General features: G+C 69.9%; 18 protein-coding genes. 8 read left to right on the top strand and 10 right to left on the bottom strand.

The genetic code is table 11. The features are described 5' to 3' along the window. The first annotated feature begins 249 nt into the window (after positions 1-249). The 5 genes from OG953_RS09755 (at position 250) to OG953_RS09735 (ending at position 9,257) form a co-directional block, all read left to right on the top strand. Positions 250-1,140, top strand: coding sequence for an FAD binding domain-containing protein (locus OG953_RS09755; RefSeq protein WP_405683480.1), 891 nt, complete (start codon positions 250-252; stop codon positions 1,138-1,140). 2 nt (positions 1,141-1,142) lie between these two features. After that, positions 1,143-1,769, top strand: a complete 627-nt coding sequence (locus tag OG953_RS09750; protein WP_405683479.1) for a (2Fe-2S)-binding protein — start codon at positions 1,143-1,145, stop codon at positions 1,767-1,769. A 2-nt stretch (positions 1,770-1,771) separates the two neighbouring features. Beyond that, the gene (locus tag OG953_RS09745; protein WP_405683478.1) at positions 1,772-4,156 is read left to right on the top strand and encodes a xanthine dehydrogenase family protein molybdopterin-binding subunit; all 2,385 of its coding nucleotides are present in this window, start codon (positions 1,772-1,774) and stop codon (positions 4,154-4,156) included. 79 nt (positions 4,157-4,235) lie between these two features. Then, entirely contained in the window at positions 4,236-5,387 is a 1,152-nt protein-coding gene (locus OG953_RS09740) for an XdhC family protein (RefSeq protein ID WP_405683477.1), read from the top strand. Positions 5,388-5,495: 108 nt separating this feature from the next. After that, positions 5,496-9,257: a S8 family serine peptidase gene (locus OG953_RS09735; RefSeq protein WP_405683476.1), complete on the top strand. Its 3,762-nt coding sequence runs from the start codon at positions 5,496-5,498 to the stop codon at positions 9,255-9,257. A 175-nt stretch (positions 9,258-9,432) separates the two neighbouring features. On the opposite strand, the gene OG953_RS09730 is transcribed toward OG953_RS09735, so the two are convergent. Next, a complete protein-coding gene (locus tag OG953_RS09730; RefSeq protein WP_405683475.1) occupies positions 9,433-10,665 on the bottom strand; it encodes an MFS transporter in 1,233 nt (410 codons plus the stop codon). Positions 10,666-10,897: 232 nt separating this feature from the next. Here OG953_RS09730 and OG953_RS09725 point away from each other — a divergent pair, with 232 nt between their 5' ends. Next, positions 10,898-11,413, top strand: coding sequence for a DinB family protein (locus tag OG953_RS09725; protein WP_405683474.1), 516 nt, complete (start codon positions 10,898-10,900; stop codon positions 11,411-11,413). Positions 11,414-11,429: 16 nt separating this feature from the next. On the opposite strand, the gene OG953_RS09720 is transcribed toward OG953_RS09725, so the two are convergent. Next, positions 11,430-12,476 (bottom strand): hypothetical protein, encoded by a 1,047-nt coding sequence (locus tag OG953_RS09720; RefSeq protein ID WP_405683473.1) that lies wholly within the window; start codon positions 12,474-12,476, stop codon positions 11,430-11,432. A 66-nt stretch (positions 12,477-12,542) separates the two neighbouring features. On the opposite strand from OG953_RS09720, the gene OG953_RS09715 reads away from it, so the two are divergent. Together OG953_RS09715 and OG953_RS09710 are read left to right on the top strand one after the other, a co-directional pair. Next, positions 12,543-13,220: a class I SAM-dependent methyltransferase gene (locus tag OG953_RS09715; RefSeq protein ID WP_405683472.1), complete on the top strand. Its 678-nt coding sequence runs from the start codon at positions 12,543-12,545 to the stop codon at positions 13,218-13,220. Between the two features lie 144 nt (positions 13,221-13,364). Beyond that, entirely contained in the window at positions 13,365-13,790 is a 426-nt protein-coding gene (locus OG953_RS09710) for a nuclear transport factor 2 family protein (protein WP_405683471.1), read from the top strand. 91 nt (positions 13,791-13,881) lie between these two features. On the opposite strand, the gene OG953_RS09705 is transcribed toward OG953_RS09710, so the two are convergent. The 8 genes from OG953_RS09705 to OG953_RS09670 form a co-directional block, all read right to left on the bottom strand. After that, positions 13,882-15,021 (bottom strand): zinc-binding dehydrogenase, encoded by a 1,140-nt coding sequence (locus OG953_RS09705; protein WP_405683470.1) that lies wholly within the window; start codon positions 15,019-15,021, stop codon positions 13,882-13,884. After that, the gene (locus OG953_RS09700; RefSeq protein WP_405683469.1) at positions 15,018-15,320 is read right to left on the bottom strand and encodes a putative quinol monooxygenase; all 303 of its coding nucleotides are present in this window, start codon (positions 15,318-15,320) and stop codon (positions 15,018-15,020) included. The genes OG953_RS09705 and OG953_RS09700 overlap by 4 nt, the downstream gene beginning before the upstream one ends. Before the next feature lie 6 nt (positions 15,321-15,326). Next, positions 15,327-15,986 (bottom strand): glycerol-3-phosphate responsive antiterminator, encoded by a 660-nt coding sequence (locus OG953_RS09695; RefSeq protein WP_405683468.1) that lies wholly within the window; start codon positions 15,984-15,986, stop codon positions 15,327-15,329. 43 nt (positions 15,987-16,029) lie between these two features. Next, the gene (locus OG953_RS09690) at positions 16,030-17,583 is read right to left on the bottom strand and encodes an FAD-binding oxidoreductase (RefSeq protein WP_405683467.1); all 1,554 of its coding nucleotides are present in this window, start codon (positions 17,581-17,583) and stop codon (positions 16,030-16,032) included. After that, positions 17,580-19,253: an FAD-dependent oxidoreductase gene (locus OG953_RS09685; protein ID WP_405683466.1), complete on the bottom strand. Its 1,674-nt coding sequence runs from the start codon at positions 19,251-19,253 to the stop codon at positions 17,580-17,582. Before OG953_RS09685 ends, OG953_RS09690 begins: the two co-directional genes overlap by 4 nt. A gap of 75 nt (positions 19,254-19,328) precedes the next feature. Then, entirely contained in the window at positions 19,329-20,906 is a 1,578-nt protein-coding gene (locus tag OG953_RS09680) for an FGGY family carbohydrate kinase (RefSeq protein ID WP_405683465.1), read from the bottom strand. Positions 20,907-20,996: 90 nt separating this feature from the next. After that, positions 20,997-22,451, bottom strand: a complete 1,455-nt coding sequence (locus tag OG953_RS09675) for an MFS transporter (protein WP_405683464.1) — start codon at positions 22,449-22,451, stop codon at positions 20,997-20,999. A 491-nt stretch (positions 22,452-22,942) separates the two neighbouring features. After that, on the bottom strand, positions 22,943-24,496 hold the full coding sequence (locus OG953_RS09670) for a peptidoglycan-binding protein (protein ID WP_405683463.1): 1,554 nt from the start codon (positions 24,494-24,496) through the stop codon (positions 22,943-22,945). Between the last annotated feature and the right edge of the window lie 205 nt (positions 24,497-24,701).

The following is a 24,701-nucleotide window of genomic DNA, read 5'->3' as shown; positions in this document are numbered from 1 at the left end:
CCGATCTCTTTCGTTGGTGCGGGTGAAAACTGGGTATTGCGGTGAGGTCACCGACCCCCGCCATTCGTTCGAATCTACAAGACGAGGAGATCGACCAGCCAACTCCTTCGTGGTTTCGGTTACTGCACCGGGTGGAGTACGGCTTGTGTACTTGGCCCCACACCGCGTCGACAACACATGAACGACCAGTCGAGGGCCGGCCGTCCCCAGCCCCGGCGAACGACCCGATTGAGAAGAAGAGAGCCACTCATGGACTTCCTTCGCCCCGCCAGCTGGGAGGAGGCGCTCGCCGCCAAGGCCGAGCACCCGACGGCTGTGCCCATCGCGGGTGGCACCGATGTGATGGTCGAGATCAACTTCGACCACCGGCGGCCCGAGTACCTCCTGGACCTGAACCGCATCGGAGAGCTGTCCGAATGGGAGGTGGGCCAGGAGAACGTACGGCTCGGCGCCTGTGTCCCGTACAGCCACATCATGGAGCATCTGCGCGCCGAGCTGCCCGGACTGGCGCTCGCCTCGCACACCGTCGCCTCGCCGCAGATCCGCAACCGCGGCAGCGTCGGCGGCAACCTCGGCACCGCGTCGCCCGCCGGAGACGCCCACCCGGCGCTGCTCGCCGCGGGCGCCGAGGTCGAGGCCGAATCCGTACGCGGGACCAGGATGATCCCGATCGACGCCTTCTACACCGGCGTCAAGCGCAACGCCCTCGCCCCGGACGAGCTGATCCGGGCCGTGCACATCAAGAAGGCCGACGGGCCGCAGCAGTACTCCAAGGTCGGCACCCGCAACGCGATGGTCATCGCGGTCTGCGCCTTCGGCCTGGCCCTGCACCCCGAGACCCGTACCGTCCGCACCGGCATCGGCTCGGCCGCCCCCACACCCGTACGGGCGAAGGAGGCCGAGGAATTCCTGAACGCCGCGCTCGAAGAGGGCGGATTCTGGGACAGCCGCACGATCATCACCCCGTCCGTCGCCAAGCAGTTCGCCGACCTCGCCGCCGGTGCCTGCAACCCGATCGACGATGTACGCGGCACCGCGAGCTACCGCAGGCACGCGGTCGGGATCATGGCCCGCCGCACCCTCGGCTGGACCTGGGAGTCGTACCGCGGCAACGGCCGCGGCACCGAAGGAGCTGCCTGATCATGCGCGTCAATTTCACGGTCAACGGCCGCAGGCACGAGGCGGACGATGTCTGGGAGGGCGAGTCCCTCCTCTATGTGCTGCGTGAGCGGATGGGCCTGCCCGGCTCGAAGAACGCCTGCGAGCAGGGCGAGTGCGGTTCCTGCACGGTCCGTCTGGACGGTGTCCTGGTCTGCTCCTGTCTGGTCGCCGCGGGCCAGGTGGAGGGCCGGGAGGTCGTCACCGTAGAAGGTCTCGCCGACTTCGCCGCCCACCGCTCCCGGGCACACCCCGACAGGGGGCACCTCCCACACGCGGAGCGTAGTGAGGGAGGCTGTGCCTCCGGCGCCTGTGGCACCGCACTCGACAAGGCCCGGCAGTGGGAGGCCGAGCCGGCCGGCGAGGAGACCCGGGACACCGGTGAACTCTCCCCGATCCAGCAGGCGTTCATCGACGCGGGCGCCGTCCAGTGCGGCTTCTGCACCCCCGGTCTGCTGGTCGCCGCCGACGAGCTGCTGGAGCGCAACCCGGAACCGTCCGACGAGGACATCCGCGAGGCGCTCTCCGGCAACCTCTGCCGTTGCACCGGCTACGAGAAGATCCTCGACGCGGTCCGCCTCGCGGCCGCCCGCGCGGAAGAAACGGTCTGACGATGGGCGTTACCGGCAACCCCACCAGCATCAACCAGGGCACTCGCGCCAAGGGCGGCATCGGTGAGTCCACGTTGCGCCCCGACGGCATCCTGAAGGTCACCGGCGAGTTCGCGTACTCCTCCGACATGTGGCACGAGGACATGCTCTGGGGCCACACGCTGCGCTCCACGGTCGCGCACGCCGAGATCGTCTCCATCGACACTTCACAAGCGCTCGCCACGTCCGGCGTCTACGCCGTACTCACCTACGACGACCTGCCGACCTCGGTGAAGAACTACGGGCTCGAGATCCAGGACACCCCGGTCCTCGCCCACGGCAAGGTCCGTCACCACGGCGAACCGGTGGCACTCGTCGCCGCCGACCACCCGGAGACGGCCCGCCGCGCCGCCGCGAAGATCAAGATCGACTACCGCGAGCTGCCCGTCGTCACCGACGAGGCGTCCGCCACCGCCCCCGACGCGATCCTCGTCCACGAGGGCCGGACCGACCACCACGCCGGGCACGTCCCGCACCCGAACATCGTCCATCGCCAGCCCATCGTCCGCGGCGACGCGGACGCGGCGGCGGCCCGCGCCGATGTCATCGTGAGCGGGGAGTACGTCTTCGGCATGCAGGACCAGGCCTTCCTCGGCCCCGAGTCCGGTCTGGCCGTGCCCGCCGAGGACGGCGGCGTCGACCTGTACATCGCCACCCAGTGGCTGCACTCCGACCTGCGCCAGATCGCCCCCGTCCTCGGCCTGCCCGAGGACAAGGTCCGCATGACGCTCTCCGGCGTCGGCGGCGCCTTCGGCGGCCGCGAGGACCTGTCGATGCAGATCCACGCCTGCCTGCTCGCCCTGCGCACCGGCAAGCCGGTCAAGATCGTCTACAACCGGTTCGAGTCCTTCTTCGGGCATGTGCACCGTCACCCCGCCAAGCTCTGGTACGAGCACGGCGCCACCCGCGACGGCAAGCTGACCCATATGAAATGTCGCATCGTACTGGACGGCGGAGCCTATGCCTCCGCTTCTCCGGCCGTCGTCGGCAACGCCTCCTCGCTCAGCGTCGGCCCTTACGTCGTCGACGACGTCGACATCGAGGCCATCGCGCTCTACACCAACAATCCGCCGTGCGGCGCCATGCGCGGCTTCGGCGCGGTCCAGGCATGCTTCGCCTACGAGGCCCAGATGGACAAGCTCGCCGCCGAACTCTCCATGGACCCGGTCGAGTTCAGGCAGCTCAACGCCATGGAGCAGGGAACCCTCCTGCCGACCGGACAGGTCGTCGACTCGCCCGCCCCGGTCGCCGAGCTGCTGCGCCGGGTCAAGGCCAGGCCACTGCCGCCCGAGCGCCAGTGGGAGGTGGCCGGCGAGCAGGCCGATGTACGGGCCCTGCCCGGCGGACTGTCCAACACCACCCACGGCGAAGGCGTCGTACGCGGCATCGGCTACGCGGTCGGCCTCAAGAACGTCGGCTTCTCCGAGGGCTTCGACGACTATTCCACCGCCCGGGTGCGCATGGAGGTCATCGGCGGCGAACCCGTCGCGACCGTGCACACCGCGATGGCCGAGGTCGGGCAGGGCGGTGTCACCGTCCACGCCCAGATCGCCCGTACGGAACTCGGCGTCGCCCAGGTCACCATCCACCCGGCCGACACCCAGGTCGGCTCGGCCGGCTCCACCTCCGCCTCCCGGCAGACGTATGTCACCGGCGGCGCGGTGAAGCACTCCTGCGAGGCCGTCCGCGAGAAGGTCCTGGAGATGGGCCGCCGCAAGTTCGGTACGTACCACCCCGCCTGGGCCACCGCCGAACTGCTCCTGGAGGGCGGCAAGGTCGTCACCGACGGCGGCGAGGTGCTGGCCGATCTGGTCGACGTACTGGAGGACGAGGCCGTCGACATCGAGCTGGAGTGGCGTCACCGGCCCACCGAGGCGTTCGACCTCCGTACCGGACAGGGCAACGGCCATGTCCAGTACTCCTTCGCCGCCCACCGCGCGGTCGTCGAGGTCGACACCGAACTCGGCCTGGTCAAGGTCATCGAACTGGCCTGCGCCCAGGACGTCGGCAAGGCCCTCAACCCGCTGTCCGTCGAAGGACAGATCCAGGGCGGTACCACCCAGGGCCTGGGCATCGCCGTCATGGAGGAGATCATCGTCGACCCGAAGACCGCGAAGGTGCGCAACCCGTCCTTCACGGACTATCTGATCCCCACCATCCTCGACACCCCGACGATGCCGGTCGATGTGCTCGAACTCGCCGACGACCACGCCCCGTACGGGCTCCGTGGCGTCGGTGAGGCCCCCACCCTCTCGTCGACCCCGGCCGTGCTCGCGGCGATCCGGAACGCGACGGGCCTGGAGCTCAACAGGACGCCGGTACGCCCCGAGCACATCACCGGCACCTGAGTCACGGCTCCTCCTGAACACTCCGGGCGGTGCGTGCGGCCTCTCCGCCCCTCCACACCCCCGTATAAGGAGAAACGCCATGCTGGACATCGCCGAAGAGCTCAACCGGTGGGTCGAGCAGGGACGCGACTTCGCCGTGGCCACTGTTGTGGCGGTCGGCGGCAGCGCGCCCCGGCAGCCGGGAGCCGCCCTCGCCGTCGACCGCGACGGCACGGCGATCGGATCGGTCTCCGGCGGGTGTGTGGAGGGCGCGGTGTACGAACTGTGCGGGCAGGCGCTGGACGACGGCATCACCGTGCGCGAACAGTTCGGCTACAGCGACGAAGACGCCTTCGCGGTCGGACTGACCTGCGGCGGTGTCATCGACATCCTGGTGACACCGGTCTGTGCGGACGACCCCGCACGGGCGGTGTTCGCGGCTGCGCTCGCCGCCGCCGTACGGGGTCGGGCGGCGGCGGTCGCCAGGATCACGGACGGGCCCGCGGAACTCCTCGGCCGCCCCCTGCTCGTCCACCCCGACGGCTCGTACGAGGGCGGGCTCGGCGGACATCCGGAGCTGGACCGCACCGCTGCGGCCGACGCCCGCGCAATGCTGGACGCGGGCCGCACCGGCTCCGTCACCATCGGCGCCGAGGGCTCGCGCTGCGGGCAACCGCTCACCCTGCTCGTCGAATCGAGCGTCCCGCCGCCCCGGATGATCGTCTTCGGGGCCATCGACTTCGCCTCGGCGCTGGTCCGGGCGGGAAAGTTCCTCGGGTACCACGTCACACTGTGCGACGCGCGCCCCGTCTTCGCCACGAAGGCCCGCTTCCCGCAGGCCGACGAACTGGTCGTCGACTGGCCGCACCGTTATCTCGCGACGACCGACGTCGACGCGCGCACCGTCCTGTGCGTCCTCACCCACGACGCCAAGTTCGATGTTCCGCTGCTGGAAATGGCGTTGAGGCTGCCGGTGGCGTACGTCGGAGCGATGGGCTCGCGCCGTACCCATCTGGAGCGCAACGACCGGCTGCGTGCCGTCGGCGTCACGGAGCTCGAACTGGCCAGGCTGCACTCGCCGATCGGCCTCGACCTCGGCGCCCGTACCCCTGAGGAGACCGCGCTGTCGATCGCCGCCGAAATCGTCGCCGACCGGCGCGGCGGCAGCGGCGTACCGCTCAAGGGCGCACACACCCCGATCCACCACGAGGGCGGCCGGCCGTCGAGCGGATTGATCACGTCCGTGGCCTGAACCGTCCCGTGAACCATGATGGTTCGCCGCGGGCGGGTTGCCGCCACGGCGGTTTCACGCCAGGTGTGAACTCGACCGTAGCTTCGGTTTTGCCTTTAGATCAGCTGCATGACATTCACACCCTCCTCCGCTTCCGGCCGGACGAGATCCACTCGCGCGGGACGCAGGGCCTTGCTCATAGCGACTTCGGTCGCTCTGGTGAGTGGTGCACTGCTTCCCGCAGCGGGCTCCGCTTCCGCCGCCGCAGGGCAGTCCGGGCCTGCCGGCCGCCCGGCCGCCGCCCCTGTCAAGGAGTATGACATCACCCTGCTCACGGGCGATGTCGTGCACTACTCGGACGGTGTCGGCAAGCAGGACACCGTCACCGTGGACCGCCCCGACGGAGCGGTCGGCGGCGTGCATGTCCAGCAGGCCGGTGACGATCTGTACGTCCTGCCCGACGAGGCCGGCTCCCTCATCGCAGCGGGCAAGCTGGACCGTCGGCTGTTCAACGTCTCGGCTCTCGCCGAGATGGGGTACGACGACAAGAAGTCGGGCGGCATTCCGCTGATCGCCACCTACCCGGCGAGCCAGGGCCGGTCACTGCCCGCCGCCCCTCGCGGCGCCAAGAAGATTCGCACCCTGGAGAGCATCCACGGCGCTGCGCTGAAGGCCGAGAAGGACACCACCCGGGCCTTCTGGAACGACATCGCCCGCACCTCCACGGCCCGTTCGCTGGACAACGGCATCGCCAAGCTCTGGCTCGACGGCCGGGTGGAGGCCGCGCTCAAGGACTCCGTGCCGCAGGTCAACGCCCCGCAGGCATGGGCCGAGGGCTACGACGGCAAGGGCTCCAAGGTCGCCGTCCTGGACACCGGCATCGACGCGACCCACCCGGACGTCAAGGACCGCATTCTCGAAACCAAGAGCTTCGTGCCGGGCGAGGAGGTCGTGGACAGGAACGGCCACGGTACGCATGTCGCCTCCACGATCGCGGGCTCCGGCGCTGCCTCGGAGGGCGTCAACAAGGGCGTCGCCCCGGGCGCCGGCCTGATCGTCGGCAAGGTGCTCGACGACGGTGGTTCCGGCGCCGACTCCGGCATCATCGAAGCCATGGAGTGGGCGAAGGCCGAAGGTGCCGACGTCGTCTCCATGAGCCTCGGCACCAGCATCCCGGACGACGGTTCCAACCCGATGTCCCAGGCCGTCGACGCCCTTTCCGCCGACGGCGGCCCGCTGTTCGTGATCGCCGCGGGCAACTCCTACGGCGCGGGCACCATCGGCTCGCCCGGCTCGGCGGAGAAGGCGCTCACCATCGCCGCCGTCGACAAGCGGGACAACCGTGCGGACTTCTCCTCGATGGGCCCGCTGGTGGGTTCCAACGGCCTCAAGCCCGACCTGTCCGCACCGGGCGTGGGTATCAACGCGGCCGCCTCGCAGTCGGTCCCGGGCGTCAGCGGGATGTACTCGACGAAGTCCGGCACATCGATGGCGACCCCGCATGTCGCGGGCGCCGCAGCCATCCTGAAGCAGCGTCACCCCGACTGGTCCGGCCAGCGGATCAAGGACGCGCTGATGAGCTCGTCGAAGAAGCTCGACGCGTACACCCCGTACGAGCAGGGCACCGGCCGGCTCGATGTGAAGGCGGCGGTCGACAGCACGATAGAGGCCACCGGCTCCGTCGAGGTCGCCTCCTACAGCTGGCCGCACTCCGCGTCCGACCCGGTCGCCCAGCGGACCATCACGTACCGCAACACCGGTACGAAGGACGTCACCCTCGACCTGGCCACGGACACGGACGCCGACGCCTACACCCTGTCGACGAAGCAGCTGACCGTCCCGGCCGGTTCCACCGCCGAGGCCGTGCTCTCGCTGGATCCGTCGACGGTCGCGAACGACACCCAGTTCTCCGGCCAGGTCATCGCCAAGGACGAGGCGGGCACCGTCGTCGCGCACACCGGCTTCGCTCTGAACAAGGAGCAGGAGCTGTACGACCTGACACTCAGGCTCCGTGACCGCGACGGCAAGCCGATGAACGGCCGGGTCGTCATCGGCGCGCTCGGCAACCCGAACATGGCTGTTGTCCAGGTGTCGGGCGAGACCACGCTGCGGATGCAGCCGGGCAACTACACCGCCTGGACGACCGCCGAAGTCGCCGGTGACCGCGCCGACTCGAAGGCCCTGGCCTTCCTCGCGGCCCCTGAGACCATCCTCGACAAGACGACCACGGTCACCCTCGACGCCTCCAAGGCCCACAAGGTCAGCGTGCGGACGCCGAAGGAGACCGAGAACCGGCAGCTGCGATATGACATGGCACGTACCGCACCGGACGGCACCGTCCAGCGCGACGCGTACCTGATCCCTGCGAGGTACGACCAGCTGTGGGCGAGCCCCACCAAGCAGGTCACCCAGGGCAACTTCTCCTTCCTGACCCGCTGGCGGCAGGGCGAGAAGAACATAGACGTCACAGCCGAGGGACGTGACGTGCGGGTTACCCCGCAGGCCGGTTCGGCCATCGCCGAAGACAGCGAGAAGCAGTTGGCCGGTGTCTTCGCGGGCAACGGCGCCGTGGCCGACTACAAGGGCCTGGATGTCAAGGGCAAGGCCGTCGTGATCCGCCGCAGCGACGCGGTCGCCCCCGCCGACCGGCTCGCCAATGCCGTGGCTGCAGGCGCCGAGGCGCTGTTCGTCGTCCACGACGGTGACGGCGTCCTGTTGGAGAGCTACACCCCCCGCGGAACCACGGGCACCATTCCTGTCGTCTCGGTCCAGCGCCTGGCGGGCGAGAACCTGATCAAGTCCGTCCAGCGTGGCGTCAAGCTGACGATTGATCAGCACCGGTTCGCGCGCTACATGTACGACCTGGTCGACCGTCACGACGGCGTCATCCCGGACCGCTCGCTGGAGTTCGCCCCCTCGGCCAGTCAACTGGCGAAGGTGGAGAACACCTTCTACGGCCACAAGGACACGCTCGGCGGCGGCTACCGCTACGACATCCCGGACTACGGGCCCGGCATCGGCTTCCGCGAGTACGAGAAGTTCCCCAGCACCCGTACCGAGTGGGTCAACCCGCTTCCCGGCGCATCGTTCTGGTACGAGGACCACTCGATCTTCAACGCAGCGCAGACCGGTTTCGCGCAGGAGATGCGCAGCGGCGACCTGGACTACCAGGCGGGCCGCACCTACCCCGCCGAGTGGTTCGGGCCGATCACCCGCCCGCGTCTGGGCACCGGCTACTGGGGTCCGTTCCGTACCCCCAGCAACCAAATCCAGTTCAACCTCACCCAGTGGACGGACTCGGGCGCGGGCCACTCGGGCTCCATGCCGAGGGACGAGAACACCACCACCACCACCAACGCCTTCTACCAGGGTGACACCCTGATCAAGAAGGGTACGGGCCAGTCCGGAGCTGCCGATAAACTCTCACCCGAGAAGCTGCCGTACCGCGTGGTGCTCGACTCAGCCCGGGACGCCGATGTGTGGAAGACCTCCACCCGCACGCACACCGAGTGGAACTTCGTCTCGGGCGCCACGGACGAGAACGGCCCGTACCGGACCGACATCCCGATGCTCCAGCTGGACTACAAGGTCGACACCGACCTCGCCGGTGACGTCGAGGCCGGCCGGTGGACCGAGATCGGTATCGGCTCCGGTACGCAGGAGTGGCTGGACGGTGCGGTGAAGGCGAAGAAGGCGTCGCTGTCGGTCAGCTACGACGACGGCAAGAGCTGGAGCGCCGTGGAGCTGCGCAAGACCTCCGAGGGCAACTGGACCGCCCGGTTCAAGACGCCCGAGAAGGCCGGTGGCTTCGTCTCGATCAAGGCGCACGCCGAGGGCGAGGACGGTCTCGGCATCGACCAGGAGATCATCCGGGCGTTCGGCCTGAAGTGACCTGCTGAGGTTCTCCCTCGAGGCGGCCGCACACCCTGACCGGGGCGTGCGGCCGCCGCTCTTCCGGCGACTGACGAGGCCGGCATTCACCACGGTCACAAGGACATCGGCATCGCCAATGACCCGGCGGGCGATCACCAGATCGATCTGGCCACCACCAACGGTTCCATCACGGTCAGGAACGGCTGATCGCGCCGCGCGCCACCGCAGCCGCACACAGCAGCGCAGGGACCGCTGCGACCGCGAAGCAGACGGCCGGCGGCAGACGGTCCACCAGCAGACCCACTGCCGCGGTGCCCGCCGAGGACCCGGCATTGACCGCGGTATTGACCCATGCACCCGCCTGTGTGCGGCTTTCCGCGCCCACGGACTCGTCCGCGATGAGATACGCGGTGGTCAAGGCCGGGGCGACGAACAGTCCGGCTGCCGCGACCACCGCGACCAGCACGTAGACGTTGGGCGACAGCCCGGCCACGACCATCGCCACACCCAGGCCGGCGGCCAGGACCGGCAGCCGTACCCGGTTCGACGTACGCCAGGAGACGGCACCGTAGGCGAGACCCCCGACCGCGCTTCCGGCGGAGAGGGCGGCCAGCACCCACGCCACCGCCGCGCCCCGGTGGTGCTGCTCGGTGAACGCCACCACCAGCAGATCCAGCGCCCCCAGACACAGCCCCACGGCGGCTGCCACGATCGCGGCGTGCCGCAATCCGACGATGCCGAGCAGCCGCTTCCTGCGGGGCGTTTCCTGTGGCGCGGCGGCCTTCTCCGTCGACGGTGGCGCGCCGATACCGCGCACCGCGGGTGAGGAAACCAGTGCCGGCGCGCCCACCAGCACGAGCGCGGCACTGATCGCGACACCTGCCGCGGGGACGGTGAACCTCATGACCAGACCCACGAGCAACGGCCCCGTGACGAACAGCAGTTCCTCGGCAACACCGTCCAGGCTGTACGCGCGCTGCAAGAGCTCACGGTCGGGAACGAGACTGCTCCACAGGGTCCGCATCACCGGTCCCAGCGGCGGGGTGCAAGCGCCTGCCGTCACGGCAAGCACCCCCAGCAGCAGCGAGGAAGCCCCCGGCCGCCAAGTGACGTAGGCCAGGGCGGCGAGCAGTGCGGCGTAGACACCGGCCATCGGTGGCAGGGCCCGCCGCGGCCCGTACCGGTCGATCAGCGCGGCACGGGCGGGGGAGAGGAAGACACTGGTCGCCCCGAACAGGGCCATGACGGCGCCCGCGACGGAGTACGAGCCGGTGGCGTCCTTCACCGCCAGCATCAGGGAGAGGGAGACCATCCCGTACGAGAGCCGCCCCAAAAGAGCGGCACCGAATGTGCGGGAGGCGTGAGGAGTGCGCAGGACGGTGGCATACGAAGGGGCGCGTGAGGGCGCGGGTGACGGCGAGAGCACAGGGACGTTCCTCGTGAGGGCAGCGCGGCATGCGGCGCTGCGGGCATGCGGGGACACCGGAGTGCCGCACCCGGTGGGGCGGGGTGCGGTCAGTACGGGGTCCTACGCACGGGAGAGGAACATGCCGGCCAACTTATCAGGGTGGGAAGCGTGTTGTGGAGGGTCGCTTCAGGGCCGCAGCGGCCGAATATTGCTGTGAGATGTGACAGTGCATCGAGTAGCCTCGGCGCCCATGTCACCTTCCCCTTCCCGAAATCGCCCACCCTACGACGCGGACGAGCGGACTCAGCTCGTCGGCTGGCTCGACATGCAGCGGGCGGTCGCCCGCTGGAAGTGTGAAGGGCTTTCCGAGACCGACGCCCATCGGTCCGTCCTGCCGTCCTCGCCCCATATGACGGTGGCGGGTGTCATGTCACACCTTCGATGGGCCGAGCACCTCTGGTACGAGGTCGTCCTGCTGGGCCGCCCCGCCGTGGGGCCCATGCTCGACGGGCCCGAGGATGCCGACATGATGGTCGAAGGTGTCCCGCTGGCAGAGCTCCTCGACAACTACGACCGGCAGATCGCGGTGTCGAACGAGATCGTTGCGGCGAAGTCGCTCGACGACGTGGGCCGGCACCCGGACTTCAACGCCTCGGCCGCGAGCGTGCGCTGGATCATGTTCCATATGATCGAGGAGACCGCCCGGCACGCGGGCCATCTGGACGCCATCAGGGAGATCCTGGACGGCGAGACGGGCTACTACTGACCCGCCTGCCGTCGCCTCATCCGCCCCACCCGATGATGTCGGCATTGGCTGCCAGGATTTCCTCGGCGGTCTGCTGGAGCCGCGGGAGGAAGCCGATGACCTTCTCGGCACGGTGGAGAAGGTCACCGGTGGAGGTGACACCGAGGTCGGCGACGGCTTCCCGGAAGGCCGGGAGACGTGCGAGGTGCTGGTCGGGGGCGTCCGCGGCCAGGACGGTGTGACATCGGGCGAACGTCGCGGTGATCCAGAAGACGGCTTCGCGGTGGTCGCCCCGCTCGATGAGGTGCCGGCTTCCGTCGATGGCGATCGGCCGTGCCCCGGCGGTGATGTCACTGCTGAAGAAGAACGGGGTGCGGGCGACCTGTGCGGCGACGTCGAAGGTGCGGGCCAGCTCGTCCAGATGATGCCCGGTCTTTTCGGCGGACAGCCGCGCGCACCCCAGGAGATCCAGCAACTCCGGGTACAGGTGCGCCTGTCCGTAGTCGGTGAGGACTTGGCGTGCCGCCGGGTACCGCAGCCGGACGGTGGGGTTGCGCAGGGCGGCGACCAGCAGGACATGGGTGGTCACCCCGGTCGGGAACAGCCAGGCCGTAACCTGCTCGTGGAACGGTGCCGAGGCGTCGAACGCGGTGAGCCGGGTCTCGATCCGGCGCTCCGCGTCCAGGCATCTGCGGCGCACCCAGGACCGCTCGGCGAACCGGCGCGACACGTCAGCCCGCAGCCCGCCCAGACGGCCCGTCGGGTCGTCGATGACCGTGTCGCAGCGGAAGCTCCCTGCCAGGTGGTACGAGGAGAGCACACCGTCCGCCGAGGAGAGGCCGTCCCACGACAGATACGTGACTTCCAGCAGCGCATCGCGGAAGCGGAGCTTGCCGGGCTTGGCGGGCGGGTCGTGCTCGGCGGTGACGACGACGATGTCCACGTCGGAGAAGGGGGACAGCTCGGCGTCGTCCGGCAGACCGACCGTCGAGCCGCTGAAGTAGGCGCCGCGGTAGCCGGAATCGGGCCGGGCGTGCTCTTTGACCCACTGCACCGCGGCTGCTCGGGCTGTACCGACTCTCACACCAAGTCCCCCTCAGTGGGCCCCGGACACCAACCGGTCGGAGTACCGGTCTGATGGAATCAAGGCATGACGAAGCTGCTGCACCGAGTCTTCCACGCTCTCGAACGCTTCCACGCCGCCCATCCCTGGGACCACAACGCCCACTACCACCGGTGGATTCTGCGGCAGCTCCCCAGCAGATGCGACAGCGCCCTGGACGTCGGCTCCGGCAGCGGAGAACTCGCCCGGCTCCTGGCGACACGGGCGAAGACGGTGCACGGAATCGACTCGGACCCGGACATCGTGGCCCGGGCCGGTGAACTGACCGTCCCGGCCGCTCCGGTGACCTTCACCGTCGCGGACGCGCCCGCGGGGATACCGCCCGGCCCGTACGACGTCATCACCTGCGTCGCCACCGTCCACCATCTGCCGTTCACCGACGCTCTCACTCACTTCCGCAAGCATTTGGCGCCCGGCGGGACCCTGGTAGTGGTCGGCCTTTCCTGCGAGGCGACCCTCGGGGATCATCTGCTGAGTCTCGCCTCCATACCGCTCAATGTTGCCATGGCCTTGATCAAGAACAAGGGGCGCAGGGCGCTCCGCCCCGACTCGATGACTGCCAGGACCCAGCCGGCGGAGATGACCTACTCCGACATCGTTCGCGAGGCGCGTCAGGTGTTGCCAGGCGTGCGGCTCAGGCGTCGACTGTTCTGGCGCTACACACTCGTCTGGTGCGACGGCTCCGGCGAGAGAGGGCTGCGATGAGAAATGAGAGAGGACTGCTCCACTGCTCCACCGGGATGAACTCCCCGAGCCCACGGTGGCAGGACCGCTGCATTGCCGGGCCATACGGGGAGCTCTCCCCGTATAACTGCCGAACCGTCGCGAGATCTCACGAAAGGACCGGCGATGACACTCGGAGCCGAGGACCGCCTGGCCATCAATGAACTGATCGCCCTGCAATGGCACCTGGTCGATGACGGTGAACTCGATCGACTGGACGAGTTGTTCACTGCCGACGTCGTCTACGACGCCTCCGACCTGGGCCACGGATCGATGCACGGGCTGGAGGCCTTCCGGGACGCGGCCAGGGCGATGGGGCAACGCGGCGCCGTCAGTCACCACGTCACCAACGTCGTTCTCGCCGAGGTCGGTGACGATCAGGTGCGCGCCCGGTCCAAGGCGATCGGAATCAAGGCGGACGGTACGAGCGGAAGTGTGACGTACGAGGACGTGATCGTGCGTGGTGAGAAGGGGTGGCGCATCAACCGTCGCAAGGTTTCCGCACGGCGCGCGCCTACCGGTGCGAATGACGCGAACAAGCGGCCCGAATGACATGTCACATGTCTCCGGATTCCGCAGGCGGATACTGGCGGCGCCCCTGCACCGGCAGGGGCGCCGCCGCCAACGGATTCCGGGCGACGCGTCAGGCGCTCAGCATCCCCGACGTGTCGATGACCTGGCGGATCGCCCGGCCCGAAGCCAGTTCCTCCATCGCCGCGTTGATGTCGGCCAGCGGCAGCGTGCCCGTGTGCATCTGCTCCACCGGCATCAGGCCCGCCCGCCACAGGTCCAGGAACCTGGGAATGTCACGACGCGGGACCGCGTCGCCCATGTACGAGCCCAGCAGGGACTTGCCCTCGCCCGCGAACGCCAGGGCCGGGACCTCCAGCACCCGGTCGGGGGCGGGAAGGCCCACCGAGACGACCCTGCCGCCCCGGGCCACGACCGTCAGGCACTCGGCCATGACCTGGGGGCTGCCTACCGCCTCCACTGCCAACTCGGCGCCACCGGAGGTGAGTTCGCGGACCGCCTCGATCGCGTCGCCGGGGGCGTACGCATGCGTCGCACCCAGCCGGACGGCCAGGTCGCGTTTCTCCTGGACCGGGTCGACCGCGATGATCGGATACGCCCCTGCCGCGCGGGCGCCCAGGACCGCGGAGAGGCCCACGCCGCCCAGGCCATAGACCACCGTCGACTGGCCGGGGCGCAGGGCCGCCGTGTTGATGACCGCACCGGCGCCCGTCAGGACCGCGCAGCCGAACATCGACGCGACGGTGAACGGGATGTCCTTGGGGATCGGCACCACCGACTCCTGGGCCAGCACGGCGTGTTCGGAGAACGCGGAGACGCCCAACTGGTGGTGGACCGGGTTGCCGGAGGCGTCGGTCAGCAGCGACGGGCCGTGCAGCAGCGCGCCCGAGCCGTTCGCCGCCGCTGCCTGCGCGCACAGGGCCGGGCGGCCCGCCGCGCAGTCGCCGCAGAAACCGCAGCTGGGCACGAAGACGAGTGCCACATGGTCGCCGGGGGAGACACGGTTGACGCCCGGTCCGGTCTCCTGGACGACGCCCACCGCCTCGTGGCCCAGGGCCATCGGCAGCGGGCGGACCCGGTTGCCGTTGACCACCGAGAGGTCCGAGTGGCAGAGCGAGGCGGCCGCGATACGGACCAGCACCTCGCCCTCGCGCGGGGCGCCCAGCTCCAGCTCCTCCACCTCGACCGGGCGGGTCCCGGAGTAGGGGCGGGCCGTCGATATCCCGCGCAGGACCACGGCACGGGTTTTCACGACTGCACCTGTGCACGCGGAGCGCAGCGCAGCACGTCGCGGCTCTCCAGCAGCGGGACGACCTTGCCGAGCACGATCTCCTGGAAGTGCGGGGTTGCGCAGTGCGCGGTGAAGTCGGCCTCGGAGGCGTACTCCTCGTACAGCACGATCGCCTGCGGGTCCTCGATGCCTTGGTGGACCCGGTAGTCGAGATTGCCCGGCTCCTCGCGGGAGGCGGCGGCCATCGTGTCGAGCAGGGGAAGGACGGTGTCTTCCTCGCCGGCCTCGGCGCGGTAGCGGGCTACGACCACATATGTCATGGGGGACTACTCCTGGGGTGCGGCGGGCCTCTTCAGGGCGGCGGGCGGGACCGGTGGCAACTGGTCCCGGCGCAGGTGCCAGAGGCGGGGGTCGGACGTGGCGGCCGCGGCCGACCCGAGGGCCAGCGCGAGCGCCACGTCCGCGGCGGTTTCCACGAAGCCGGCGGCGACCGACGGGGACATCGCACGCTGTGCCTGCGCGCTCATCCGGGCGACGATCGGGGCGGGCATGATCTCGACCAGGTCCGGTGCCCCGCGTGCGATGGCGTCCGTGGAGCGGCGAAGATTGGACCGGTCGGTGACGAACACCTTCATCATCGTCAGCAGGCCGAGCGGGCGGCCCTTCTCTATGAGGGAGAGCCGGGTGCTGACCACGCCGTGCGCGCCCATGTTCTTGATGAACTCCAGCGCGCCCCGGTCCTGAGCCAGACCGGGGCTGCTGTCCACGTTCACGAACACGGTCTTCCCCGCCCGGCCCAGCGCCGGCACCACCTGGGGCAGCTGCCCCACCGCGAGCGACGCGACGATGCACACCTTCGCCGGTGCGGTCAGGAACTGCCGCAGCGGCTGGGTGCCGACGACCGACGCGACGACCGGCACCTCGGCGAAGGCCGAGGCGAGCCGGGGGTCGAGTGCGGCACCGGACCGGGAAAGGGAAGGGGTCATGGCAAGGGCCTGCCTGGAGAAGGAGGGTTCGTGGCCGCTGACGTCAGTTCAGCGGGGACGTACCGAATCGGCTGGGAAGGCCCAGTTTGCCAGGGTTGAGAATGCCGGCCGGGTCCAGGGCCTTCTTCACCGCGACGAACGTCGCGAAGCCCGCTCCGAGGGACTCCTCCAGGTAGGGGCCGCGCAGCAGACCGCAGCCGTGGTGGTGGCTGAGCGCCGCCGCGTGCTTGATGAGTACGGCGTTGGCCGCGTCCCACACCGAGCGGTACCAGTCGCGGCGTGACTCGGGCGCCACATCGCCGCGCAGCGAGAAGTAGACGCAGGCGCCGTCGGTGTACGCGTGGGACTGGTGGGCCGAGGCGGCCAGGGTGCCGGGCACCGACTGGATCGCGGCGACCACCTCGTCGTAGATGACCGGGAGGTCGGTCCAGGACGCGGCCATCTCCAGGGTGTCGGCGACGAAGCCCGGACCCGGCTTGAAGCCGTCCGCGGACTTGCCGACCACCATCCGTTCGTCCAGCCAGCGCTCGAAGACCGCCTTGCTGTCCAGCTCGGGGCCGTACGCCTCGCAGACCTCGGTCGCCACCTTGATCGAGGCGTCGACGATGGCCGGGTCGCCCTCGTCGGCGATGAGCAGGAGGTTGGTCTCCGGGTGGCCGAAGTGGGTGCCCGACTCAAGGGTGTCGTACAGCCGCAGGACGGCCGGGGTCGCACCGCGCTGCATGATCCTGCGGCAGGCGTCCAGGCCCTCGGCGAAGGTCTTGAAGCCGAACGCGACGGCATCGGCGTACTCCGGCAGCGGGTGGACCCGCAGACGAGCCGAGACGATGACACCGAGGGTGCCCTCGGAGCCGACGAACAGCTGACGCAGGTCCGGGCCGACCGCGGCACGGGCGTAGTCGCCGTACGTGGCACGCGTTCCGTCGGCGTGCACGACGTCCACGCCGACGACCATGTCCTCGATCTTGCCGTAACGGGTGGAGAGCTGACCGGCGCCGCGGCAGGCGATCCAACCGCCGACCGTGGAGACGGCGAACGCGGACGGCCAGTGGCCGGTGGTGACGCCGTACTCCTCCTGGAGCTGCTTCTCGAAGAGGTCGCCGAACATGCCGGCCTGGACGTCCACGATGTTCGACTCGGCGTCGAAGCCGGTGATCCGGTTCAGCCCGCAGACATCCAGGACGACGCCGCCGAAGACGGGGAGCGCCGCGCCCGTGACGTTGGAGCGGCCCGCGGACGGGGTGACCGGGATGCCGGCCTCGTGGCAGATCCGCAGCACGGCCGCGACCTGGTCGGCGTCGGCCGCCTCGACGATCACGGCGTCCGGCGTCGCCGGACGGCCCTCGGTCTCGCCGATCATCGAGCCGGCCCACCAGTCACGGGTCCGGGTGACGACCTCGTCGCGGGAGGTGTGCACCGCGTGCGCGGCCTCGCGCAGCGCCTCGACCACGGCATCGGGGACCTCGACCGGGTCGGTCTGGAGGGCGGCCTCGCCGTCCCCGATCGGGGTGTTCTGCGCCCACTTGGCGAAGCTGGGAGCGCCGATCGTGTAATTGCCCCGGTTGAACGGATGGGTGATGGTCTGACGGCTGATCATGCTGCTGCCCCTTCGAGGAGTACGGACTTTTCGTGACGGACGGCTGCGAGGTACTCGGAGACCGAACGCTCCACCTCGGCCTCCGAGAGGTTCAGTTCCCGGCCGAGGATCGCGCCGACGGCCTCGGCCGCTTTGACGGAGGCGTCCCGGGCGAACAGACGGGCCCGCGTCCGGCGGGAGAGCACGTCGTCGACCGAGCGGGCCAGTTCGGCACGGGCCGCGTACACGACCTCCGCCTTGGTGTACGGGAGTCCCGCGACGATCGGCTCGGCCAGTGCGGGGTCGTCCTGGATCAGGTCGCCGACGAACCGGGCCTCGGTGCCGAAGCGTTCGCCGAGATGCGCGGCGATGCCACCGGATGCGGCGACCGCCTCGGCGTCGTAACCGGCGCCGCCGAGCAGCGGGAGATCGGTGGTGCGGCTCCTACCCTTGCGGCCGAGGACCGTCATCACCTTGTCGATGACGAGCTCGCCCATGTGCCGGCTGGTGGTGAGCTTGCCGCCGGTCACCGTCACCATGCCGGTGCGGCCGACGGTGATGTGGTGGTCGCGGCGCATGTCGAGTGTCGCGCCCTCCTTGCCGCCGACCAGCGGACGAAGACCGCCGATGGAACCGACCACGTCGTCCGGGGTGAGCTTCCCCTCGAAGGCGGTGTTGGCGCCCTCCAGCAGGAAGTCCATCTCCTCACGGGTGCAGTGCACATCGTCGGGGGAGCCCCGGTAGTCCTCGTCCGTGGTGCCGAGCACGACGCTGTTGCCCCAGCGGGTGCACGTCGCGCGGCGGGCCCGGCCGGGGATCGGCACGGTGACCGTGCAGTTGATCCGCACCTTGTCCCACGGCACCACGATGTGTACGCCCTTGGCGGGCCGTACCTGCGGCTTGTGACCGTCGTCCGCCTTCGCGTCGAGCTCGTCGGTCCACACCCCGGTGGCGTTGACGACGGCCCGCGAGCGGATGTCGATGGTGTCGCCGTCCGCCGATACCCGGGCACCGGCCACCCTGCCCATCTGCATCAGCAGACCCTCGGCCCTGGCACCGTTGAGGACCGTCGCGCCGAGCGCGGCGGCGGTGCGGATGATGGTGAGGACGAGCCGGGCGTCATCGGTACGGGCGTCGAAGTACATCAGCCCGCCCTTGAGGTTCTCGGCGCGCAGCGTCGGCGCCTGTGCGAGGACCTCGGGGACGGTGAGCCGCTGGTGGAGCTTGCCGATCCGCCAGCCGCCGACCAGGTCGTACGTCCACAGCAGACCCTCGAAGCCCTTGGCGAGGCGGGCGTCGAAGATGCCCTCCTTCTCCAGGATCGGGAAGAGGAACGGCAGCCGGTGCACCAGATGCGGGGCGTTCTTGCGGAAGCGGTGACGCTCCAGGAGCGAGTGGCGGACCAGGTTGACATTGCCCTGCTCGATGTAGCGCAGGCCGCCGTGCACCATCTTCGAGGACTTCGACGACGTGCCGGATGCGAAGTCGTCCTTCTCGATCAGCGCCGCGCGCAGCCCGCGCGAGGCCGCGTCGAGCACGGCGTACGCCCCGGTGATGCCGCCGCCGATGACGAGCACGTCGTACGTGTCGTCGGCCAGCCGGCGCTTGAGGGCTGCCCGGTCGAGCAGCAGTGGCGTTCGGCGGGTCGCCGCGGCGCTGCGCCGCGGTTTCCGGGCGGGCATGGTGATCACAACATCAACTCCTGGTGTTTCGGTGCGGCGGCCGCGTGGTCGGGTACGGGGCGCCAGTGCGACGGTGAGGGGCCGTCAGTGGGGGGTGTGAGGTTTGGGTGCGGGGTCGTTCAGGGGGAGCAGCGCGGGGTCGTCGAGGTGGGCGATCAGCACGTCGCGCCAGGCGGACCGCTGTGCGGTGCGCTCGGCCCCGCTGATCGCGGGCTCGAAGATCCGGCCGTGCGGCTGCGCCTCGACGACGTCTTCGAGCGAGGACCACAGGCCCTGGGCGACACCGGCCAGATAGGCGGTGCCGCGCAGGCTGGCGGTCGCGGAGTCGGAGACCCGCTCCAGCGGCAGGCCGGTCAGGTCGGCCTGGATCTGCATGAGCGGGTCGCTGCCGGAGACGCCGCCGCCGACCCGGAGCCGGGTGAACGGCGTGCCCATGGTGTCGGCGACCCCGTCGATCAGGTCGCACACCGAGTGAGCGATCCCGTCCAGCACGGCGCGCGCGAGATCGGCGCGGGTGGTGGCGAGGGTGAGCCCGGTGAGGGATGCGGTGGCCTCCGGGTGCCAGACCGGCGTACGGACCCCGGCGAGTGCCGGGACGAAACGCGGGGTGCGGCCCGGCCGGGTGGGGACCCGGCCCGCCTCCTCACCGAGCTCCTTCGGCGATGCGAACAGGCCCAGGTCGTCGCAGAGCCAGCGCAGCGCCGAACCCGCCGTGGAGGTGTAGGCCTCCAGGCTGTAGTGGCTGATGTCGCCCTGCCGCCGGCCGGGCTGGGCGAGCACCCCGGAGATGTCCGGCCGGGGCAGGGCGGGCGTGGTGCCGGTCGCCGCGTCGACGAAGGCGCCGGTCCCGTACACGCACATGCCCTGCCCGGCGGCGAGACCTCCGAGCGCGACGAGTGCGGCGTGCTGGTCGCCCATGGAGGCGGCCAGCGGGACGGCGATCCCGAGGGCGGCCGGGTCGGTGGTACCGAATCCGGCGTCGTCGGAGCGGAGTTCCGGCAGCAGGTCGAGGGGGAAGCCGAGGTGGCTGATCCACTCCTCGTCCCAGGCGTGCCGCTCCAGTAGATAGCCGCCGGTGGATGCGGCGTTGGTCGGGGTGGTGGCGTGCACGGCGCCGCCGGTGAGGCGCCAGATGAGCCACGTGTCGACGGTACCGAAGAGCAGCCGGCCCTCGCGGTGGGCGGCGGCCACCTCCGGGTGCGCGGCGATCTGCCGGGCGGCCCAGAGGAACGGGGCGCGGGCGCCGACCGGCCGGCCCTGTCGGGCCAGCAGGGCGGCGTCCCACTCCGCCTCGTACGCGGTGAGTTCGGTCGCGTACCGCCGGTCCTGCCACACCACCGCGGGCAGCAACGGCCGCCCGCTGACCCGGTCCCACAGCATCGCGGTGGCCCGCTGGGTGGAGAGCGCGACCGCGGTGATCCCGATGCCCTCCTCGCGGGCCCGGCCGACGGCCCGGCGCGCCACCTCGACGGTGGCGGTCCAGATCTCCATCGGGTCCTGCTCGACCGAGAGGTCGTCCGGATGGCTGACCTTGATCGAACGGTAGAACACCTCGTGGGCGGCGCCCGAGTCGAGGACGACTCCGGCCCTGGTGCCCGTGGTGCCCTCGTCGATGGACAGCACACCGCGCCGTGGGGCGGCGCCGGGGAACGTCTGCGTCATTGCAGCCCTTTCATTGCGAGCATCGCGAGCTGTGCGGAGGGATACGGAGGGGAGAGGACCATCGTGTGATGCGACAGGTCCGACGGCCGGTCAGCGCGCGGTCACGGACTCCGCGGATTGCGTCGAGCCGGTCCGGGCGCCGGCCGCGGCACGGTCCTGTCCGGCGACCTCGTCGGGCGAAGCGGCCTTCGTCGGGTCCCACTTGATCGCCAGGCAGGTGATCAGGCCGAGCAGCGGTACGACGGAGAGCACCAGGAACGTGTCGGCGAGCCCGAGCGAGTCCTTGATCTGCGGGAAGACGTACAGCCCGGCGACACTGCCGAAGCTGCCGACCATCCCGGTGACACCGGTGCCGAGTGCGCGGACATCACTGCTGTACGAGAGCGCGGCGATGGACTTGCCGTTGGCGCCGGGGCCCGCGGAGTGGCAGAGGATGAACAGGACCGGCAGCAGGAACGCCACGGCCATGGGGACCTTCCCGAAGGTCAGCCCCATCGCGAGCAGCGCGACGAAGACTCCCGCGAAACCGGCGGCGGAGCTGAGCCGCAGTCCGAGCCGCCGGCCGAAGTAGGCGGACAGGAGCCCGCCCGCGATACCGAAGGCGTTGAAGACCATCGAGCCGATGGTGGCCTTCTCGAAGCTCTCACCGAAGATCGTCAGGCTGATCAGCGGGAGGTACCAGCCGACCGCGAAGTACTGCATCGACTGCCCGAGCGAGATCACCGAGGAGAGGACCGTGCGCGGCAGGTACTCGCCCTTGAAGAGCAGTCCGGCCTGGCGGAACCCGATGGCGGGAGCCTCGGTGGCGGCGCGGGTCGCCTCGTCGGGATGGCCGGCGACGGCCTTGATCCTGTAGATCCTGTCCAGATTGACGACTGCCTCGTCCAGACGGCCCTTGCTCGCCAGCCAGGTGGGGCTCTCCTTGAGCATCAGCCACTGGCCCACGAGCAGCGCGGCGGCGACGACCGCGGCCGAGCCGACCGACCAGCGCCAGATGTCCGCGCCGACGTCCAGGTTGAAGAAGAGCAGGGCGAGCGCGAGGTTGCTGGTGGTGGCGACGTACCAGACCGCCTGCCACAGGTTCAGCCGGCCGCCCAGCTTCGCGGGGGTGTACTCGGCGAGCAGCGCCATGGCGACCGCGAAGTCGATGCCGTACGCGACACCCACCAGGACCCGGCCGAGCCAGACGACGGTGAAGTCACCGGCGAAGGCGGCGAGCAGGGCGCCCGCGATGGCGAACACCTTGGCGATGAGCAGCGGGGGGACGCGGCCGATCCGGGTGGCGAGCCAGCCGCCGACCGGGTTGAAGACGATCGCCAGGGCCGGAGCGGTGGCCGTGAGGATCGAGACCTGGGTGCTGGTCAGCTCCATCTGGGACGTCATCGGTCCCAGACCGGCGCTCAGCGCGGCATTCGAATAGGCGTCGAGAAACAGCCCGCCGAACACGAGAAACCAGATGACTTGCGCCCGGCCGGTGATCTTTCCCAGCCCATCGATGAGCGCAACGACGTCGGCGACGCCTTTGACGCTCGGACGTTGTGCCATGAATCCGCCTTCGAGGAAGACCCATCGGCGGCACGGGGAGCACAAAAAAACAGGCATGACGAAACCACCGACAGGTGGTCTATGTCTGTGCCTGTCAAAACACTGCGGAAAGCGCCGCAGCACGTGAACTGCAAGAAGTACGAACTACGCATTGAGGTTAAGAACGAGTCAGGAGAAACGTCAAGGGTTTCCGGCAGGTTACTCAAACGTGACGCGGGTCTTGACGGTGCTGGAGGGGCGGTGCTGAAGCGGCCTGTGACAGCCCCCGGAGCACCACCCGTGCCCGGTCAGGCCGCAGCGGCCGCCCGCTTCGGCGCGGCGGCGGGCTCCCGGACGGACAGGTCGTCCCGGTGACTCTCCCGTGTGAGTGAGATGGCCACGGCGCTGACCACGCAGACGCCCGCCAGGAACAGGGAGAAGCGCGAGCGGCATGCGAAAGGCGGGGCGGTGCGCGGTCCGCACCACCCCGCCCCGCGCCCGTGAGGTCTTCGTCAGCGCCCCGCCCGCAGCGCCGTCCAGGTGTCCGCCCCCACGATGCCGTCGGCCGTCAGGCCCCGGTTCGCCTGGTAGCCGCGTACCGCCGTCACCGTCGCCTGGCCGAAGCTCCCGTCGATGCCGACCGTCGAGCCGAGTGCCGCGGTCAGCGAGCGCTGGAGCCGCTTCACCCCGTCGCCCGAGGCGCCCTGCTCGAGGGGCGTCGTCGGACCGGCCGACAGCAGCGCGGTCCAGGTCCTGTCTCCGACGACGCCGTCGGCCGTCAGTCCGTGGTTCGCCTGATACGCCATCACCGCAGTCTGTGTGGCCGGGCCGAAGCTGCCGTCCACCGCGCCCACCATGTAGCCCTGCTCGCTCAGTAGCTGCTGAACCGCCTTGACCTGGGCGCCCGTCGAGCCGTTCCGCTGGGTCGCGTACGCGGTGAAGCTCAGCCCGTCACCGCTCTTGCCGCCACCGGTGTTTCCGCCCACCAACTGCATATAGCGATTCCAGTCCCAGTACGGGCCCGGGTCCGTATGGTCGTTGCCCGGTGCCTCGCTGTGCCCGATGATGTGCGTCCGATTCTTCGGGATCCCGTACCGGTCGCACAGGTGGCGGGTCAGGGCCGCCGAGGAGCGGTACATCGCGTCCGTGAACCAGGAGGGGTCGTCGATGAACCCCTCGTGCTCGATGCCGAGCGCCGAGGCGTTCTGGCCCCGTGCGTGGTACGCGGTGTCGCTGTCGCGCACCATCTGGGTGATCTGGCCGTCGGAGGAACGCACCACATAGTGGGCGCTCACCTCGGCCGTCGGGTTCTGGAACCAGCTGATCGAGCCCGCGTACGAGCCCTGCGTGACATGGATGATCACCTTGTCGATCTTGGCTGTCCGGCCCACGGTGAAGTTGTTCGCATTGGCCGGAACCCACAGTGCGGACGGGTAGTCGGTGCTCTGTGTGCGTACGTCGGTGGTGTCGAGCGAGCCCTTGTGCGGTGAGACCGGACGGGCCGTCACCGAGATGTGCTCACCGCCGGGGACAGTCGCGTAGAGCCCGTGGGTCAGGAAGGTGTACACGGCGTCCGCGTAGAGGGTGGCGGCGGGTCCCGTCGAGCCGCTGTACCGGGCGACGGCCGGGTACCAGGCGTTGACGTCGTCGCGCTCCCGGTCGTCGAGGCCGAGCTTGTCCGCGTAACGGCGCAGCACCGCCGCGCCGCCCAGGATGTTGGCCTCGGTGTCGGTGCGGAGGTCGGTGAGGGGTTCGCCGGTGAGGGCGGCCGCCCGCTCCAGCGTCGGGTTCGTGGGGTTGCTCACCAGGTGCATCACGCCGTACCCGTTCGCCTGGCTGGGGCGCCCGGAGTGGCCGTCGAGATGGGTCTCGCCGTACCCGACGGCGGCGAGCAGATCACGCGGTACGTCGAACTTCGCGGCCGCCCGTGCGAACGCCCGGTTCATGGAGTGGCCGTCGGCCGGAGCGGCGAAGGCCGGGCTTCCGGTCGCGGCCAGCGCCGTGGCGGTGAGGGCCGCTAGGACGGATGCGCGGCGCTTTGTGTGGGCGGCGGCTCGTCTGGGCATACCTGCTCCTGCTCTGTGGGGGAGAAGAACGGCCCCCGGGCCCGAGTGGGGTGGGCCGAGGGGCCGAAGCCCGCTCAGGGTATAGGTGTGTCCAGGGCATGACAATCACTTGACTGTGTGTCGAACTCCCTTTCACTCCAATGCAGTTGATGTGCAGGTCGGGGCCCTGCCAGGTGATCTGTTCGTCGGTCACCGGGCAGGGCCG

The sequence above is a fragment of the Streptomyces sp. NBC_00057 genome (genome assembly GCF_045041165.1).
Lineage (GTDB): Bacteria > Actinomycetota > Actinomycetes > Streptomycetales > Streptomycetaceae > Streptomyces.
Note: the sequence above shows the minus strand (reverse complement) of the source record. Positions and strands in the feature narration are given on the sequence as shown.